This window comes from Limnohabitans sp. Rim8, from assembly GCF_945869175.1.
GTDB lineage: Bacteria > Pseudomonadota > Gammaproteobacteria > Burkholderiales > Burkholderiaceae_C > Limnohabitans_A.
In genome coordinates this window covers 12442-27721 of record NZ_CAMBNZ010000006.1, presented here as the reverse complement: position 1 = coordinate 27721, position 15280 = coordinate 12442, and the positions used below count along the sequence as shown (strand labels likewise).

Sequence of the window (15280 nt, the reverse complement as noted above, 5' to 3'; positions counted from 1 at the left end):
GGAGACAACACCATGAACAAAAGAAATCTGATGTCCGCCTTGCTCATTTCATGCCTGACTTGGGGTGCGCACGCCCAGGGTACGGCTTATCCGAACAAACCCATTCGGCTGGTGGTGGGCTTTGCGCCAGGCGGGGCGGCCGACTATGTGGCCCGTGCCATCAGCGATGCCATGGGCAAGTCCTTGGGTCAAACCGTCATTGTCGAGAACAGGGCCGGTGCCGGCTCCAGCATCGCCGCTGAAAACGTGGCCAAGGCGGCACCGGATGGTTACAGCGTGTTGTTGGCCAGCCCCAGCAGCATCTCGGTCAATCCGGCGCTCAACCCCAAGCTGACCTACACCCCCAAAGATTTGGTGCCGATCACCAAAGTCACCGCATCGCCCTTGGTGATTGCGGTCAATCCCAACATCGGCATCAACTCGGTGCAAGACCTGATTTCGCGTGCGAAACAGGCGCCTGGAAAAATCAATTACGCCACCTCGGGCAACGGCTCTGCCCCCCATTTGGGCGCGGCTTTGTTCATCCAATTGACTGGTGTGGACATGGTGCACATCCCGTTTCGCGGGGGTGCGCCGGCCATTCAGTCGGTGATTGCCGGGGACACCCAAGTGACCTTCGGTACCCCCCCTTCGGTCTTGCCTATGATCCAGGCCGCTCGCTTGAAAGGCTTGGCCGTCAGCACCAAAAACAGCACGCCCTTGGTTCCCGGTCTGCCGGGCATGCAAGAGGCCAAACTGCCCGAATATGCGATTGAATTTTGGTATGGTTTGTTTGTACCGGTGGGCACACCGCCTGCTGTGATCAAAAAGATTTTTGATGCCACCCAAACGGCCATGGCGCAGCCGTCTGTGAAAGCGGCTTTGGCGCGAGAAGGAACCGATGTGTCCGTATCCGCCTCGCCGGATCAATTTGCCACTTTTTTGGACGAAGACGCCAAATTCTGGGTGAACCTTGTCAAGAGCGCCGGTGTCAAACTCGACTGACCCGATGGAGCTGCCATGTCTGAAAACGGAATGTTAAAAATCGAATCGATGCAGTCCCGTTGCACCCCTGCAGAGTGGCAAGCGCGTGTCAATTTGGCGGCCTGCTATCGCTTGGTGGACCACTATGGCATGTCGGACATGATGGCCAACCACATCTCCTCTCGTGTGCCTGGCGAAGACGGCGCTTTTCTCATCAACGCCTACGGCATGATGTACGAGGAGATCACGGCGTCGAGCCTGATCAAGATCGACCACGAAGGGAACATCCTGTCCAAGCCCGATTTTGGTGATTTGAATTACGGCATCAACAAGGCCGGCTATGTGATCCACAGTGCTGTGCACGCTGCCCGAGCCGAAGTCGATTGCGTCATCCACACGCACAGTTGGGCCTCCATGGCGGTGTCTGCTCTTGAGTGCGGCCTGCTGCCACTGACACAAACAGCCATGCGATTTTTGAAAATCGGCTACCACGACTACCAAGGGGTGGTGCTCGATCTGGCCGAGCAGGCGTCATTGGTTCAAGATTTGGGGCAGGGCGAAGCCCTTATTTTGCGCAACCACGGAGCCATGACAGTGGGCCGCAGCGTGGGTGAGGCCTTCAATTGGATGCACCGCTTGGAGTTGGCATGCCGCTCCCAACTCGCGGCCATGGCTTGCAATGCACCTTTCGTCCAATTGGCCTCTGATGTGCTGGAAGAAACCTGGAACAACTACCAACCCAGTACCCGCAGACCCTATGGCTTGATGGAGTGGCCGGCCTTGCTGCGCAAACTCGATCGCATGGACCCCAGTTACAAAACCTGAACCCATTGCCCCTTGACCTCCATCGAAAGTTCCGCATGACGTCTCCATCTTTTTGGCTTGCCGCCACCCTCTCTGCCTTGGCCATGACGGTGCCGTCTTGGGCGCAGGCGCAGGCTTATCCCCAAAAACCAGTCAAAGTGGTGGTGGCCTTCACGGCCGGCGGCACCACCGACATCTTGGCGCGCACCGTCACCCAGCAGTTGTCCGAAAAACTCAAGCAGCCTTTTGTCATCGACAACAAGCCCGGCGCGGGTGGCAATTTGGGCACCGAGTTGGTGGTCCGCTCTGCGCCTGATGGGTACACCTTGATCGTCAATTCTGTGGGACCCATTGCCGTCAACCCCACCTTGTACGGCAAGTTGCCCTACAACCCTCTGACCGATCTGGTGCCCATTGTCCAGATCGCGGATGTTCCCAATGTGTTGGTCATTCACCCTTCGGTGCCAGCCAACACCATGGAGGAGCTGGTCGCCTACGCCAAGGCCAATCCTGGCAAGCTCAACTACGGATCGACCGGCATTGGCACTTCGTCCCATTTGTCCAGCTTCATGCTGTCCAAACGGGTGGGGTTTGAGGCGACGCACATTCCCTACAAGGGTGCCGATGCACTGAAAGACCTGTTGGCGGGCCGCATCCAGTTCATGTTTGCCACGATCCCATCGGTCATGCCCCACATCACAGCGGGCAAACTCAAGCCGATCGCGGTCAGTTCACTCAAGCGTTCACGTTCCATGCCCGATGTGCCCACTGTGGTGGAAAAAGGATTCCCACAATTTGAAGCCGGTTCGTGGTTTGGGTTTTTTGCCCCCAAGGGCACGCCAGATGCGGTGATCACCTTGGTGAACAAAGCCGTCAATGACATTTTGCAAGTGCCGGCCATTGAGCAGCAAATGGTGGCGCAGGGCGCAGACCCGGCGGGGGGGACGCCGGCACAGTTTGGACAATTTGTTCAGCGCGAGCATGACAAGTGGCGCGTGATTGTCCGTGAATCGGGTGCCAAAGCCGAGTGATTGCCATCTGGCCACGTCCTATTCATGACCTCGACAGTGCGCATCCTCATGTCCCAGCAGTCCATTGACCGTTTGGGGGCAGCGGTCTCGGCTTTGATGGGCCAGCGTCCGTATCAGCTGATTTCATTGGAAGAAGCGGTGGCCACGCAACGCACCGATGCCGATGTGGCCTTCATCTCGCGAGAGGTCACGGGTGCTTCGACCAAACACGAAATCCACCCGGCTTTGCAGAAAGTCTATGAATTGCTGAGGATGTCGTCTGGCTTGCAATGGGTGCACATCCATTCGGCGGGTGCGGATCGCCAAATTTACCTGGACCTTCAGGCCAGAGGTGTCAAAGTGCTCACCTCATCTGGGGCCAACGCCCAAGTGGTCGCCAGTGTCGCGTTGGCGGGCATCTTGGCACTGGCCCGCCGATTCCCCCTGTTGTGGGCCGAGCAGCAAGCCAGGCAGTGGCGTCCGATGTTGGGCGAACGCATGCCTCGGGATTTGCCCGGCCAGACGGCCACCATCGTGGGTTGGGGGCCCATTGGTCAGAAGCTGGGCAGTTTGCTGCAGGCCTTGGGGATGCATGTGGTGGCGGTACGGCAGCAGTTGGACACCAAGCCCGACCAAGCGCAGGCGCGTGTGGCGATGGTGACTTTTGCGGATTGGCACCAGGTCTTGCCTCAAACCGACTGGTTGGTCTTGGCGTGTCCTTTGACGCACAAAACGCGGCAATTGGTCAATGCGCATGCTTTGTCCTTGTTGCCACAAGGCGCGCACCTGATCAATGTGGCGCGGGGTGAAGTGGTCGATGAGCCTGCTTTGGTCGCTGCCTTGCAAAGCGGTCACTTGGGCGGTGCGTTTTTGGATGTCTTCACCCACGAGCCTTTGCCAGTGGATTCGGCCTTGTGGGCAATGCCTCAGGTGATGGTGACGCCGCACGCGGCTGGGCATTCTGACGGCAATGAGCAACGCGTGGGCCAGATGTTTTTAGACAACCTCCGGCACTGGGCAGGCCCGGATGCGTTGACACATGGAGCGGCTTAAGCCAGTGGCCATTGCGCAGGAAAAACCCAGAGCAGTGCAGCGGTCATGATCAGGTAGCGTAAAAATTTGCCAATGGCCATGTAAATGCTGCAGTGCCAAAACGGCATGTGGAGCCAACCTGCCAGCGCGCAAATCGGGTCGCCCACCACGGGCAGCCAAGACAGCAGGCAAGCTTTGGGCCCCAGCTTTTCAAGCCATTTCAGGGCTTGCTTGTCAGAGCTGGAGGGCCGCAGGCGGTTGACGGCCTGGTGTGTTCCCCAGCCCATCCACCAACTGAACATGCCGCCCAAGGTGTTGCCCGCCGTCGCCACCAAGATCGCTGGCCAAAACAAGTCGGGGTTGAGTTTGACCAGGCCAAACAGCACCGGCTCTGAACCCATGGGCAGCAAGGTGGCCGATATGAAGGCCACCACAAACACGGTGCTCAAGCCATGTTGAGGCAACGCCAACCATTGCAGCCATTGATCCATCCAGAGGTCCATCCAAGCAGTTTAGCGCTTGTCATGTGGCACGCGGTCGCCGACGACCTGCGCTGCCATTTCTTAGCACATTCCCGTGTCAGGTGCTGAAATATTAAGCAACTACAATCTCTCCTCTCCAACCGCAAACCCCCTGAAATACCCGCCTCCCAGTCATGCAGATTGGCCCTCACCCATTGCCGAACAATTTGTTTGCTGCCCCTATGGCGGGGGTGACCGATCGGCCGTTTCGCCAATTGTGCAGGCAGTTTGGTGCGGGCTATGCGGTGAGCGAAATGGTGACCTCTCGCCCTGATTTGTGGGCTTCGCTCAAAACTTCGCGCCGCGCCAACCATGAGGGTGAACCCGGTCCTATCGCGGTGCAGATCGCGGGCACCGAGCCGCAGATGATGGCCGACGCCACGCGCTACAACATCGATCGGGGTGCGCAGATCATCGACATCAACATGGGTTGCCCCGCCAAAAAAGTTTGCAACAAATGGGCCGGCTCGGCCCTGATGCAAGACGAACCGCTGGCGCTTCAGATCATCAGCGCGGTGGTCGAGGCGGCTTTGCCCCATGGTGTGCCCGTCACATTGAAAATGCGCACGGGCTGGTGTGACAGCGAAAAGAATGCCCTGAGTCTGGCCCGCGCCGCTGAAGCCGCAGGGGTTCAGATGGTCACTGTGCATGGTCGCACCCGCGAGCAGGGTTACAGAGGCTTGGCCGAATACAACACTGTCGCCTCCGTGAAAGCCGCATTGCGTATTCCTGTGGTGGCCAATGGCGACATCGACTCGCCTGAAAAAGCCCGTGACGTGCTCATGTTCACCAAGGCCGATGCGGTCATGATCGGCCGCGCTGCACAAGGCAGCCCTTGGATCTTTCGGGAAATTGGCCACTTCTTGGCCACGGGCGAACACCTGGCCCCGCCCTTGGTGGCCGAGGTGCGCCGTGCCCTGCTCGAGCACCTGCAAGACCACTATGGTTTGTACGGCGAATACACCGGCGTGCGCTCGGCCCGCAAGCATATCGGCTGGTATGTGCGTGACCTGCCGGGTGGCGATGCATTTCGTGAACACATGAACACGTTGGACACGGCCCCGCTGCAACTGGCCGCGGTGGCCCATTACCTGGACGAATTGGCCAGTCAGATGGACCGCTTGCCCGCGCAGCGTGCGCAGACGGTATGGGAGACACTGCAATGAGCGAACCTCAATCGATAGAAAACTGCATCCGCGACAACCTGGAAACCTATTTCCGTGACCTGGACGGCACCGAGCCGACGGACATGTACGACATGCTGGTCAAGCTGGTCGAAAAGCCCTTGCTCGAGGTGGTGATGATCCAGTCGGGTCAAAACCAGTCACGTGCGGCCGAATGGCTGGGGCTGAACCGCAACACCTTGCGCAAAAAGTTGCTTGAGCACGATTTGCTGAAATGAATTTTGAAGAAAGTATGTCCATGAGAGCCCTCATTTCCGTCTTTGACAAAACCGGCATCGTTGACCTGGCCAAAGCACTGCACGCCCTGGGCGTGGGCTTGATCTCTACTGGCGGTACCGCCAAACTCTTGGCCGAACAAGGTTTGCCCGTGACCGAAGTGGCCGAGGTCACCGGTTTCCCCGAAATGCTCGACGGCCGTGTGAAAACCTTGCACCCCAAAGTGCACGGTGGCCTGCTGGCGCGACGCGACACGCCCGAACACATGGCGGCTTTGAAAGCGCACCACATCGATACCATTGACTTGCTCATTGTCAACCTCTACCCCTTTGAAGCCTCCGTGGCCAAGCCCGGTTGCACGCTGGCCGATGCGATTGAAAACATCGACATTGGTGGCCCTGCCATGGTGCGCTCCGCCGCCAAGAACTGGAAAGACGTGGGCATCGTCACCGACGCCAGCCAATACGCAGACGTGATGGCCGAATTGAAGGCATCACACGCTCAAGGCCAATGCAAACTGAGCGACCCACTGCGTTTCGCTTTGGCTGTGGCGGCGTTCAACCGCATCAGCCAATACGACGGCGCGATCAGCAACTACCTCTCCAGCGTGAACTTCGAAGCCGAGAAGCTGAGCGAAACCTACGTGCCCGAGCGCGCCCAATTCAGCGGCCAGTTCAACGAGCAGTACGTGAAGGTGCAAGACCTGCGCTATGGTGAAAACAGCCACCAGCAAGCGGCTTGGTACAGCGATCTGGCCCCTGCCGCCGGCTCTTTGGCCACAGGCGTGCAACTGCAAGGCAAAGAACTCAGCTACAACAACATCGCCGATGCGGACGCGGCTTGGGAATGTGTCAAGAGTTTTGACACCGCTGCCTGTGTCATCGTCAAACACGCCAACCCTTGCGGTGTGGCCGTGGGTGCCAACCCGCTCGAGGCCTACAGCAAAGCCTTCCAGACCGACCCCACCAGCGCGTTTGGCGGCATCATCGCCTTCAACCGACCCGTGGACAAAGCCGCGGCTGAAGCTGTGAGCAAGCAATTCGTCGAGGTGCTGATGGCCCCCGACTTCAGCGCCGAAGCCCTCGAAGTGTTCAAGAGCAAAGTCAACGTGCGCTTGATGAAAATCGCGCTGCCTGCCCATTACAGCGATGTGCGCAACGCCTTGGAAACCAAACGCGTGGGCTCAGGTCTGCTGTTGCAAAGCGCGGACAACCACGAGTTGGCTTTGGCCGATTTGAAAATCGTCACCTTCAAACAGCCCACCCCTGAAGAACTCAACGATTTGTTGTTCGCCTGGAAAGTGGCCAAGTTTGTCAAATCCAACGCCATCGTGTTCTGTAAAAACGGCATGACCATGGGTGTGGGCGCAGGCCAAATGAGCCGCTTGGATTCTGCCCGCATCGCCAGCATCAAGGCCGAAGCTGCCCAACTCAGCCTGCAAAACACCGTGGTCGCCAGCGACGCCTTCTTCCCCTTCCGCGACGGCCTCGACGTGGTGGTAGATGCGGGCGCCACCTGCGTGGCCCAGCCCGGTGGCTCGATGCGCGACCAAGAAGTCATTGACGCTGCCAACGAGCATGGCGTGGCGATGGTGTTTACCGGCGTGCGCCACTTCCGCCATTGATAGGATTGTTTTGAACTTTGAACAACTGGGACTGGCTCCGGCGCTCTTGCGCGCTGTGGGTGACATGGGCTTGTATGCCCCCACCCCCATCCAGGCCGAGGCGATTCCGGCCGTCCTGAAGTCCACCGATGTCTGGGCCACTGCGCCCACCGGTTCGGGCAAGACACTCGCCTTTGCTTTGCCGCTTTTGCAGCATTTACTGGCCGCACCGCGTCAGACCAATTTCCGTCGTCCCATACGCACCTTGGTGCTGGTGCCCACGCGCGAGCTGGCGGTGCAAGTGGGCGATGTGTTGGCCCATCTGGCCTACAAACTGCCGCAGTCATTGAAGGTGAACACCGTGTTTGGCGGCGTCTCGGTCAACCCGCAAATGATGGCGCTGCGCGGCGGCGCCGACATCGTGGTGGCCACGCCAGGGCGTTTGCTTGACCTGGTGGACCAAAACGCTTTACGCCTGGCCGATGTGCAACACCTGGTGCTGGACGAAGCCGACCGCCTGCTGGATCTGGGCTTTGCCGAGGAACTGCAGCGCGTGCTGGCCCTTTTGCCCTCGAAGCGCCAAACCTTGTTGTTCTCGGCCACCTTCGCCCCCGAAGTTCAAGCACTGGCCGCCAAGTTGCTGCGCGAGCCGGTGCGCATCACCGTGGAAGCCTTTGAAGGCCACAAGCCCGATATCACCCAACGCGCCATTGCCGTGGACGAGAAAAGCCGTACAGCCTTGCTGCGCCACCTGATCACTGAAAACGGCTGGAAACAAGTGCTGGTGTTTGTGGCCACGCGCTATGCGTGTGAGCATGTGGCGGGCAAGCTGTACAAAGCAGGTGTGTTTGCCACGCCTTTTCACGGCGAGATGAGCCAGGGCGCGAGGCAAGAGGTGTTGAGCGAATTCAAGGCCGGCCGCTGGGACGTGTTGGTCACCACCGACCTGGCCTCACGCGGCATTGACATCGCCATGTTGCCCGTGGTGGTGAACTACGACTTGCCGCGCTCGGCCACCGACTACACCCACCGCATCGGTCGCACGGGCAGGGCAGGGGCGCATGGCGACGCGCTGAGTTTTGTGACCGCCGCCGCATTGGCGCATTGGCAGCTGATTCAGAAACGCGAAAGCCTGGTGCTGCCCTTGGAGCAAGTGTCGGGCTTTGAGCCCACCGAAACCCCGCCACCACCGTCGCCCGGCAACGGCGGCATCAAGGGTTCACGGCTGAGCAAGAAGGACAAGTTGAGGGCAGCGGCTGCAAACGATGGACCTTAAGCCATCCAGCCCGGCAACCAGGTGGCGATGCCGGGCACCAAGAAGACAGCCACCAGCAGCAACACGCTCATCGCCAAATAAGGCGTGACCGCCAAGAAAATGTGCGTCATGGTGACCGAGGGCGGGGCCACGCCACGCATGGTCATGAGCAGCAAGCCATGGGGCGGCAAGAGCAGACCCATTTGCATGCAGATGAGGAACAGCACACCAAACCATACGGGGTCGATGCCCAGGGCATTCACGATGGGCATGAAGATGGGCAGGGTGATCATCATCATGCTGACCTGGTCGACAAAAATGCCCAGAAAAATCAGAAAGACCATCATGCCAAGCAGGATCTGGTTGGCAGACAACCCTTGATCAGTGATGAGTTGTACCAAACCAGAGCTGGCACCCGAAAAAGACAAAATCTGCGCAAAGGTGGTGGCTCCCAAAATGATGAACAAAATCATGCCAGAAATGCCCGCCGTGCCCTTGAGGGCCTTGAGCACCGCTTCCCAGCGCAGGGCGCGGTAAAGCGCGGCCAGCAGCATGGTGGCAAACGCTCCAAGCGCCGCGCACTCGGTGGGCGTGGCCCAACCCGCTGCGAGTGCCCCCACCACCACACCAAAAATCGATAAGGTGGGCAAGACGTAGGCACACAGCGGTTGCCAGCGGTCCCAGCCTTGGTGCTGAACGGCCTCGGTGTCGGTGGGTGCCAGGTGGGGACTGATGCGCACCCGCACAATGATCCAGGCCACAAACGCCACGGACAGCAGCAATCCAGGAACAACGCCGCCTAAAAGCAGCTTTGAAATCGATATGCCCGAGAGCGAACCCAGCAAAACGGTCAGGGCCGAAGGTGGAATCAGCATGTCCACCGCGCCGATGGCCATGATCGGACCTGTGGCCATGGTGGGCTGGTAGCCGCGTGCCAGCATCACAGGCAGCATCAGGGCGCCCAGCATGGCCGTGGTGGCAATGGTGGAGCCCGAGATGGCTGAAAACACCGTGCCCGCCACCACCGCGACCACCGCCAAGCGCCCAGGCACCCGAACGATCAAACGCTCCACCCCGTCGATCACCCTCACGGCCAAACCGGTGTGGAACAAAATTTCGCCCATCAGCACAAAGAGGGGGATGGGCGTGAGCGCAAAGGCCGTGACCGAACTCACGCTGTTGCGCACCAACTGCACCAAACCAGGCTCGCCACCCATGTAAAGCACGGCCCCGATGATGTTGACCCCCAAAAACGTGAGGGCCACGGGCATGCCCATGAACAGCAGCAAGGTGGAGCCGCCCAGCATCAACCAGGCTGCGATTGGCCAACTGCTCATGTGCAGACTCCAGACGAGAAAAATAAAAACATTTGGAACAGATTCAAGCGGCGCTCACAGCATCCTGACGCGGACCGCGCTCGGCATGCAGCAGGCGGTGCATGCGAAACACCATCTCGATGGACAGCAGCACAAACACCACCGGCAAAGGCGCCAGTGACCACCACTCGGGGGTGACCAAGGTCTTGATGCTCAGAGACCCTGCCGCGTAACTGGCCCAGGTGGCTTGTGTGCCGTACCAGGCCAGCACCAGGCAGCACAGCAAGCCCAGCACATCACCCACCCACTCCAGCGCCCAGGCGAAGCGAGGGGGAATGGCTTGCAACAAGATGTCCACCCGGATGTGCTGGCCTTGGCGCAGCAGCCAGGGGGCCACACACATGGTGATCAGGTAGAGCATGAGTTCGGACACCTCGTTGCTCCAGGACAAGCCCAGTGGCAAGCCTGGGATGGCCAAATTGCGCAGCGCCACATCGGCCACGATGATGAGCATCATGGCCAGCAGCAGCAGGCAGCCGAACAGGGCCAGTGAGGACATCCACCGACCAAACCGTTCCGACATTGCCTCCATCATTTGGAGAACAGCGACTTGAAGCGCGCAGCCACTTCAGGGCTTTGTTTGGTTGCAGATGCCCAACCGATCTCGTAAGCCTTGTCTTTGAAGGCCTTGGTGGTGGCTGCATCAAACGCGATGGTTTGAATGCCTGCCTTGGCCTGACGGGCGATTTCATCGGCCGAGTAGCGTGCCCAGAAGGTGTTTTCGGCTTCCAGTGCCAACAACTGTTTTTGCAGGTAAATGCGTTGAGTGTCCGTGAGCTTTTTGTAAGCGGGCAGGTTCATGATCAGCGAGACCTCGGCGTCGTAAAAGCCTGGGTCGATGCGGAACTTGGTTTTCTCGTGCCAGTTCAAGTCAAAAATGCCGCCGATGGGCCAGCCATAGCCGTCCACCACTCCGCGCTCAAGGGCGGTGTAGACCTCGCCAGGTGGCGTGGTGATCACGCTGGCGTTCAGGGCCTGAAAGAAGTCCCTGTAAACCGGGGTGATGCGGATTTTTTGACCCGCCAGATCGGGTTTGTCGACTTTCTTGTTGGTGTAGATGTGAAAAGGCTGGTTTTCGACCATGCGGGCCAAGTACTGCATATTGCCTTTTTCATTCCAGACTTTGTTGATGGCATCGAAAGCGCCGTTTTTGCGCTGCTCGGCGACCGGGATCTGGGTCAGCTTCAGGAAATCGGCCTCGGGCATCACGTTGGTGTAAAAAGCACCGGTGTTCAAGGCCATGTCGACCACCCCGGTCTTGACCGCGTTGCCCAATTCAAATGAGGGAATGGCACGGGGGCCACCGATGAAGTTGATTTGCAAAACACCTTTGCCTTCGGCGTTGACCTTGTTGATCCAGGGCTGAAGGCGTTGAACATAAATGCCGTTTTCCGCAAAGCCGCTGATCAGGCGCAAAGTGACCTCTTGGGCCATGGAGGCAGATGTGACGCCGAGCGCCAAAACCAGTGCGGTGGCCTGGGTGAGTAAACGTCTTTTCATGGGCAAGTCTCCTGTTGTGGTTGGGGGTCGGTGGGGAAATTTGAAGCTTAGTCCTGGATGCCACGGTGTGGGCGTCACGCAGGTGCCAGTTGCTTCACGGCTTGATCAAGCGCCTGGCCACTGTCGTCTGCCAAGGCCGCTTTGCGCAAGGCACTGAGGCGGTTGGCCGCATCGGGCAGCGTTTGCAACCGAGGCAAGGTGGTCATGAGTATTTCAAAATGCCGCCATCCCCGCGCATGCGTGTCCCCATAGCCTTTGACCAGCTGTTGAGCGCGCAGCACCTCAAGGGCCAAATCTGCGTGGCGTGGCAACAAGGCCAGTGCCTGTGCCCACCAGTGGTCGATGCGTTTTTGTTCGGTCTGAAAGCGCAAGGACACAGGGCGAATGCGGCGCAAGCTGGCCACCCCATACAGCAGCAAAAACCCCCGCAAGGAGCTGGTTTCCACCACACGCCCTTTTTGGGTGAAGCGACCCACCACGGCACGGGCGGTGCGTGAGGCCAGTAACCAGCGGCCAAGACCCGCGGGCAGTGTGTCCGCGATTTCTTCCAGCCGGGGGTGCATGAATTCGTGGATGCCCACCATCTGTGTGTGGGCCACATTCACTTCTTGGCTGACGCGCTCAAAGCGTGTGCGCCGTGTTTTCAAGTCGGCCACGCGCACTGTGTCCTCGTAACTCATCCACAAGGCCAGGTACCTGGCACCTTCACGCAAGATGTCTTCAGACAAGGGCGATGCCGTCACCGCCGAAGCCAAGGCACGGGCCAGGTCCTGCAAACGCTGGGCATACCGTTTGGCGTAGTCCACATCCTGGTAATCGGCCAGACGCACCAAACCCGTGGCAATGACTTCGTGGGCCGAGGAGGCGAATGCGCCTTCCAGACTTCTGGCCAGGACCTTGAGCTTGGGGCCGACGCCCGTGTGCAAAGGCCGGTTGGCTAGAGTGATGCCTGCAGTAGCAGGGACAGCAGGCGGCTTGAGCACTTGCAGGGCGGCCTCAAACCCGGCCGCAAATGCCTTCAGGCTGGGTTGAACGCCCACACCGCTGCGTTCGATGCTGGCTTCGAACTGCGCCCGTGAAAACGGCAAACGTTCGCTGCCGGCCAAAGCGCCGTACAGGGCTGGCGCAATCAAACTGCCGGCTTGCTCGGCCAGTTTGGCAAAGTCTGCAGCGATGAATTGCCGCGCAGCAGCCTGCGCTCCAGCCAAGAGCTTGGCCGCGTCCACCCGCCCATCACCCATGGCGGTTCTTTCTGTCATGGAGTAGACGCGGTGCGAGGAGGCAATGAAGGTGGTTTTGTGGGCGTCCACCAGACCGCGTTGCAAGGCGCGGCCCGCTTCCATCAATTCCGAGGCCAATACGATGTCGACTTCGCCTGGGAAAGGACTGAGCGCCATCACGGGCATTTGTGCAGACGGCGATGCCGATTTCGGGTACATCTCTATGTAATAGACCGTGGCGCCGGTGCGTTGTGCCACACCGGGCACCGAAGTGGTCTGTGCCCAGTAGCCGTTGTGTTCGGCCAGGTCCACCAGCCAGTCGGCCAGCACACCACCGCCTTCACCGCCCATGGCCAAAATGGCCAGGCTGATGATGCCTTGGGCTTGGGGGGTGTCGTTCATGCGGCAATGCCTTCGAGTCGCTGCTCAATGCGGGTTTGCAACCAGCCAATCACACGTTGGCGCAGACCTTGTTTGAACCGGTCCCATGTGCTGGGGTTGTGGATGATTTCCGCCCTGTAAAACGAGGGGCACAACACCGCAGCATGAGAGACCTCACCACAAAGCCCACAGCCCACACAGCTGTCGGACACAGCCGCCACAGGGTCCTGGCGCAGTGGATCCGGGTTGGGCTTGATGCTCAGTGAGGGGCAGCCCGAGAGGCGGATGCAGGAGTGATCACCCGTGCAGGTGTCCGGGTCGATGCCAAAGCGCTCGCGCACCACGCGTTCTCCATTTTGAATGCTTTGGCGAATCAAGGGCTTCACGCGGCGCTGGCGGTTGAGCATGCACTCGCTTTGCGCCACGATGACCTTCGGGCCTTTTTGCTGGGTCGTCAATGCTTCCCGCAAGGACTGGCGCATCTGGTCCAGGCTGTAGGTGTGGGTCACGGTTTGGACCCATTCGACCCCCACCCCGCGCACGGCTTTTTCAATCGGGTTGTTGGTGTTGCGAATCGGGTTGATGGCTTTAGACGAGAGCACGTCCTGACCGCCCGTCGCCGCCGAGTAGCCGTTGTCCACCAGCAGCAGCAGGTTATCCGATTGGTTGAACACGGCGTTGCCCACGCCGCTGGTCAGGCCGTTGTGCCAGAAGCCACCGTCTCCCATGATGGAAATGGTGCGTTTGCTGGTTTCGCTGGTGTTGAAGGCCGAAGCGCCCGCCCAGCCCAGGCCATAACCCATGGTGGTGGCACCGATGTTGAAGGGCGGCAGGATCGAAAACAGGTGGCAGCCGATGTCGCAGCTCACATGGTGCTGGCCCAGTTCTTTCTCGATCATCTTGATGGCCGTGAAAATCGGCCTTTCCGGGCAACCGGTACAAAACGAAGGTGGACGGGGGTGAACCTGGGCCACCGCTTCAAGAATCGCCAGACGCTTATCGGTTTGGGCCAGGTCTTGGTTTTGGTCCTGGGTTGCAGGCAGCAGATGCGGCGCAAATTGACCGACGAAGGCCCGGATGCCTTGCAGCAAAACACCGCCGGTGTATTCACCGCCCATGGGCAACACATCCTTGCCGTGCACTTGGGTCTTCAGTTCAGCCTTGTGCAGGATGCTGCGGATGTTTTGTTCGATGAAATCGGGCTGGCCTTCTTCCACCACCAGCAGGCCGCGCTTGCCAGCGCAAAAGCGCTTGAATTCATCGTCCACCAACGGGTAGGTGATGTTCAGCACATACAGCGGGATGTCGGTTTGCCCGAAGTCGTCGGCCAAGCCCAGCAATTGCAGTGCACGCACCACACCGTTGTACAGGCCACCTTGCATCACGATGCCCAAGTCGTTCGCGTCTTCTGAGAAAAATTCGTTGAGATGGTGTTCCTGAATGAACTTGAGGGCCGCGGGCCAGCGTTTGTGGGTTTTTTCCTGTTCGTGCAGGTAACTGGCGGGCGGCAACACGATGCGGTTGACATCGCGCTTGGGGTTTTCGATGGCGTCTTTGAGCGTGAAGCTGGGCCGCACATTGTTGCGGGTTGGAAAGCGGCCATGCACATGGCAGGCGCGGATGCGCAACTCCAGCATCACCGGTGTGTGGCTGGCCTCAGACAACTCAAAGGCTTTTTCCACCGCATGCACGATGCTCGGCAGGTTGGGGCGCGGGTCGATCAACCAAATTTGCGACTTCATGGCGAAAGCGTGCGACCGCTCTTGCATGATGCTCGAGCCTTCGCCGTAGTCTTCGCCCACGATCAGCAAGGCACCACCGGTGACCCCGCCTGAAGCCAAATTGGCCAGCGCGTCAGAGGCCACATTGGTGCCCACGGTGGATTTGAAAGTGACCGCGCCGCGCAAGGGGTAGTTGACCGATGCGGCCAAGGTGGCCGCCGCCGTGGCCTCCGAGGCGCTGTGTTCAAAGTGCACGCCCAACTCTTGCAAGATGTCGTTCGCGTCGGTCAGAACATCCATCAGGTGTGAGATGGGCGCGCCTTGGTAGCCCGCCACATACGACACGCCCGACTGCAGCAAAGCCTTGGTGACGGCCAAAATGCCTTCGCCATGGAACTCATCGCCATCGCCCAAGCGCAGCTTTTGCACTTCTTGCAAAAATGACCGTTCAGCCATGCACAAAACCTTTCATGGGCATTTGTCCCCATAGAGCC

General features: G+C 59.4%; 14 protein-coding genes. 8 read left to right on the top strand and 6 right to left on the bottom strand.

Annotated features, from left to right (window positions below; translation table 11 throughout):
• Positions 1–12: 12 nt before the first annotated feature.
• The 4 genes from Q0O19_RS01905 to Q0O19_RS01890 all read left to right on the top strand — a co-directional run bounded on the left by Q0O19_RS01905 (position 13) and on the right by Q0O19_RS01890 (position 3830).
• Positions 13–984 (top strand): tripartite tricarboxylate transporter substrate binding protein, encoded by a 972-nt coding sequence (locus Q0O19_RS01905; protein ID WP_295519597.1) that lies wholly within the window; start codon positions 13–15, stop codon positions 982–984.
• A gap of 15 nt (positions 985–999) precedes the next feature.
• Positions 1000–1788 (top strand): class II aldolase/adducin family protein, encoded by a 789-nt coding sequence (locus Q0O19_RS01900; protein WP_295519596.1) that lies wholly within the window; start codon positions 1000–1002, stop codon positions 1786–1788.
• 83 nt (positions 1789–1871) lie between these two features.
• The gene (locus Q0O19_RS01895; protein WP_295519648.1) at positions 1872–2798 is read left to right on the top strand and encodes a tripartite tricarboxylate transporter substrate binding protein; all 927 of its coding nucleotides are present in this window, start codon (positions 1872–1874) and stop codon (positions 2796–2798) included.
• 24 nt (positions 2799–2822) lie between these two features.
• The gene (locus Q0O19_RS01890; RefSeq protein WP_295519595.1) at positions 2823–3830 is read left to right on the top strand and encodes a D-2-hydroxyacid dehydrogenase; all 1008 of its coding nucleotides are present in this window, start codon (positions 2823–2825) and stop codon (positions 3828–3830) included.
• On the opposite strand, the gene Q0O19_RS01885 is transcribed toward Q0O19_RS01890, so the two are convergent.
• Complete coding sequence (locus Q0O19_RS01885) at positions 3827–4300, bottom strand: YqaA family protein (RefSeq protein WP_295519594.1); 474 nt, start codon at positions 4298–4300, stop codon at positions 3827–3829. The genes Q0O19_RS01890 and Q0O19_RS01885 overlap by 4 nt on opposite strands.
• 164 nt (positions 4301–4464) lie before the next feature.
• Here Q0O19_RS01885 and dusB point away from each other — a divergent pair, with 164 nt between their 5' ends.
• From dusB to Q0O19_RS01865, 4 genes are read left to right on the top strand one after another with little or no spacing between them, the layout of a single operon-like run.
• Positions 4465–5496, top strand: a complete 1032-nt coding sequence (gene dusB, locus Q0O19_RS01880; RefSeq protein ID WP_295519593.1) for a tRNA dihydrouridine synthase DusB — start codon at positions 4465–4467, stop codon at positions 5494–5496.
• The gene (locus Q0O19_RS01875) at positions 5493–5732 is read left to right on the top strand and encodes a Fis family transcriptional regulator (protein WP_295519592.1); all 240 of its coding nucleotides are present in this window, start codon (positions 5493–5495) and stop codon (positions 5730–5732) included. The genes dusB and Q0O19_RS01875 overlap by 4 nt, the downstream gene beginning before the upstream one ends.
• A 20-nt stretch (positions 5733–5752) precedes the next feature.
• Entirely contained in the window at positions 5753–7354 is a 1602-nt protein-coding gene (purH, locus tag Q0O19_RS01870; RefSeq protein WP_295519590.1) for a bifunctional phosphoribosylaminoimidazolecarboxamide formyltransferase/IMP cyclohydrolase, read from the top strand.
• A 10-nt stretch (positions 7355–7364) separates the two neighbouring features.
• Positions 7365–8609: a DEAD/DEAH box helicase gene (locus Q0O19_RS01865; protein ID WP_295519588.1), complete on the top strand. Its 1245-nt coding sequence runs from the start codon at positions 7365–7367 to the stop codon at positions 8607–8609.
• Here the strand turns inward: Q0O19_RS01865 and Q0O19_RS01860 are convergent.
• From Q0O19_RS01860 to Q0O19_RS01840, 5 genes are all read right to left on the bottom strand, one after another.
• Positions 8606–9925 carry a TRAP transporter large permease subunit gene (locus tag Q0O19_RS01860; RefSeq protein WP_295519586.1) on the bottom strand — a complete coding sequence of 440 codons (1320 nt, stop codon included), beginning with the start codon at positions 9923–9925 and terminating at the stop codon, positions 8606–8608. The two genes, Q0O19_RS01865 and Q0O19_RS01860, sit on opposite strands and share 4 nt — an antisense overlap.
• Before the next feature lie 43 nt (positions 9926–9968).
• A complete protein-coding gene (locus Q0O19_RS01855) occupies positions 9969–10463 on the bottom strand; it encodes a TRAP transporter small permease (RefSeq protein ID WP_295519584.1) in 495 nt (164 codons plus the stop codon).
• 32 nt (positions 10464–10495) lie between these two features.
• The gene (gene dctP, locus Q0O19_RS01850) at positions 10496–11464 is read right to left on the bottom strand and encodes a TRAP transporter substrate-binding protein DctP (RefSeq protein ID WP_295519583.1); all 969 of its coding nucleotides are present in this window, start codon (positions 11462–11464) and stop codon (positions 10496–10498) included.
• A 74-nt stretch (positions 11465–11538) separates the two neighbouring features.
• On the bottom strand, positions 11539–13086 hold the full coding sequence (locus Q0O19_RS01845) for an indolepyruvate oxidoreductase subunit beta family protein (RefSeq protein WP_295519581.1): 1548 nt from the start codon (positions 13084–13086) through the stop codon (positions 11539–11541).
• A complete protein-coding gene (locus Q0O19_RS01840; RefSeq protein WP_295519580.1) occupies positions 13083–15242 on the bottom strand; it encodes an indolepyruvate ferredoxin oxidoreductase subunit alpha in 2160 nt (719 codons plus the stop codon). Before Q0O19_RS01840 ends, Q0O19_RS01845 begins: the two co-directional genes overlap by 4 nt.
• Between the last annotated feature and the right edge of the window lie 38 nt (positions 15243–15280).

Bases quoted from the DNA above. Each gene is read 5' to 3' on its own strand.
- purH (WP_295519590.1), top strand. From the start codon at position 5,753: ATGAGAGCCCTCATTTCCGTCTTTGACAAAACCGGCATCGTTGACCTG.
- Q0O19_RS01885 (WP_295519594.1), bottom strand. From the start codon at position 4,300: ATGGATCAATGGCTGCAATGGTTGGCGTTGCCTCAACATGGCTTGAGC.
- Q0O19_RS01875 (WP_295519592.1), top strand. From the start codon at position 5,493: ATGAGCGAACCTCAATCGATAGAAAACTGCATCCGCGACAACCTGGAA.
- Q0O19_RS01905 (WP_295519597.1), top strand. From the start codon at position 13: ATGAACAAAAGAAATCTGATGTCCGCCTTGCTCATTTCATGCCTGACT.
- dctP (WP_295519583.1), bottom strand. From the start codon at position 11,464: ATGAAAAGACGTTTACTCACCCAGGCCACCGCACTGGTTTTGGCGCTC.
- Q0O19_RS01895 (WP_295519648.1), top strand. From the start codon at position 1,872: ATGACGGTGCCGTCTTGGGCGCAGGCGCAGGCTTATCCCCAAAAACCA.
- Q0O19_RS01890 (WP_295519595.1), top strand. From the start codon at position 2,823: ATGACCTCGACAGTGCGCATCCTCATGTCCCAGCAGTCCATTGACCGT.
- Q0O19_RS01855 (WP_295519584.1), bottom strand. From the start codon at position 10,463: ATGTCCTCACTGGCCCTGTTCGGCTGCCTGCTGCTGCTGGCCATGATG.
- Q0O19_RS01900 (WP_295519596.1), top strand. From the start codon at position 1,000: ATGTCTGAAAACGGAATGTTAAAAATCGAATCGATGCAGTCCCGTTGC.
- Q0O19_RS01860 (WP_295519586.1), bottom strand. From the start codon at position 9,925: ATGAGCAGTTGGCCAATCGCAGCCTGGTTGATGCTGGGCGGCTCCACC.
- dusB (WP_295519593.1), top strand. From the start codon at position 4,465: ATGCAGATTGGCCCTCACCCATTGCCGAACAATTTGTTTGCTGCCCCT.
- Q0O19_RS01845 (WP_295519581.1), bottom strand. From the start codon at position 13,086: ATGAACGACACCCCCCAAGCCCAAGGCATCATCAGCCTGGCCATTTTG.
- Q0O19_RS01840 (WP_295519580.1), bottom strand. From the start codon at position 15,242: ATGGCTGAACGGTCATTTTTGCAAGAAGTGCAAAAGCTGCGCTTGGGC.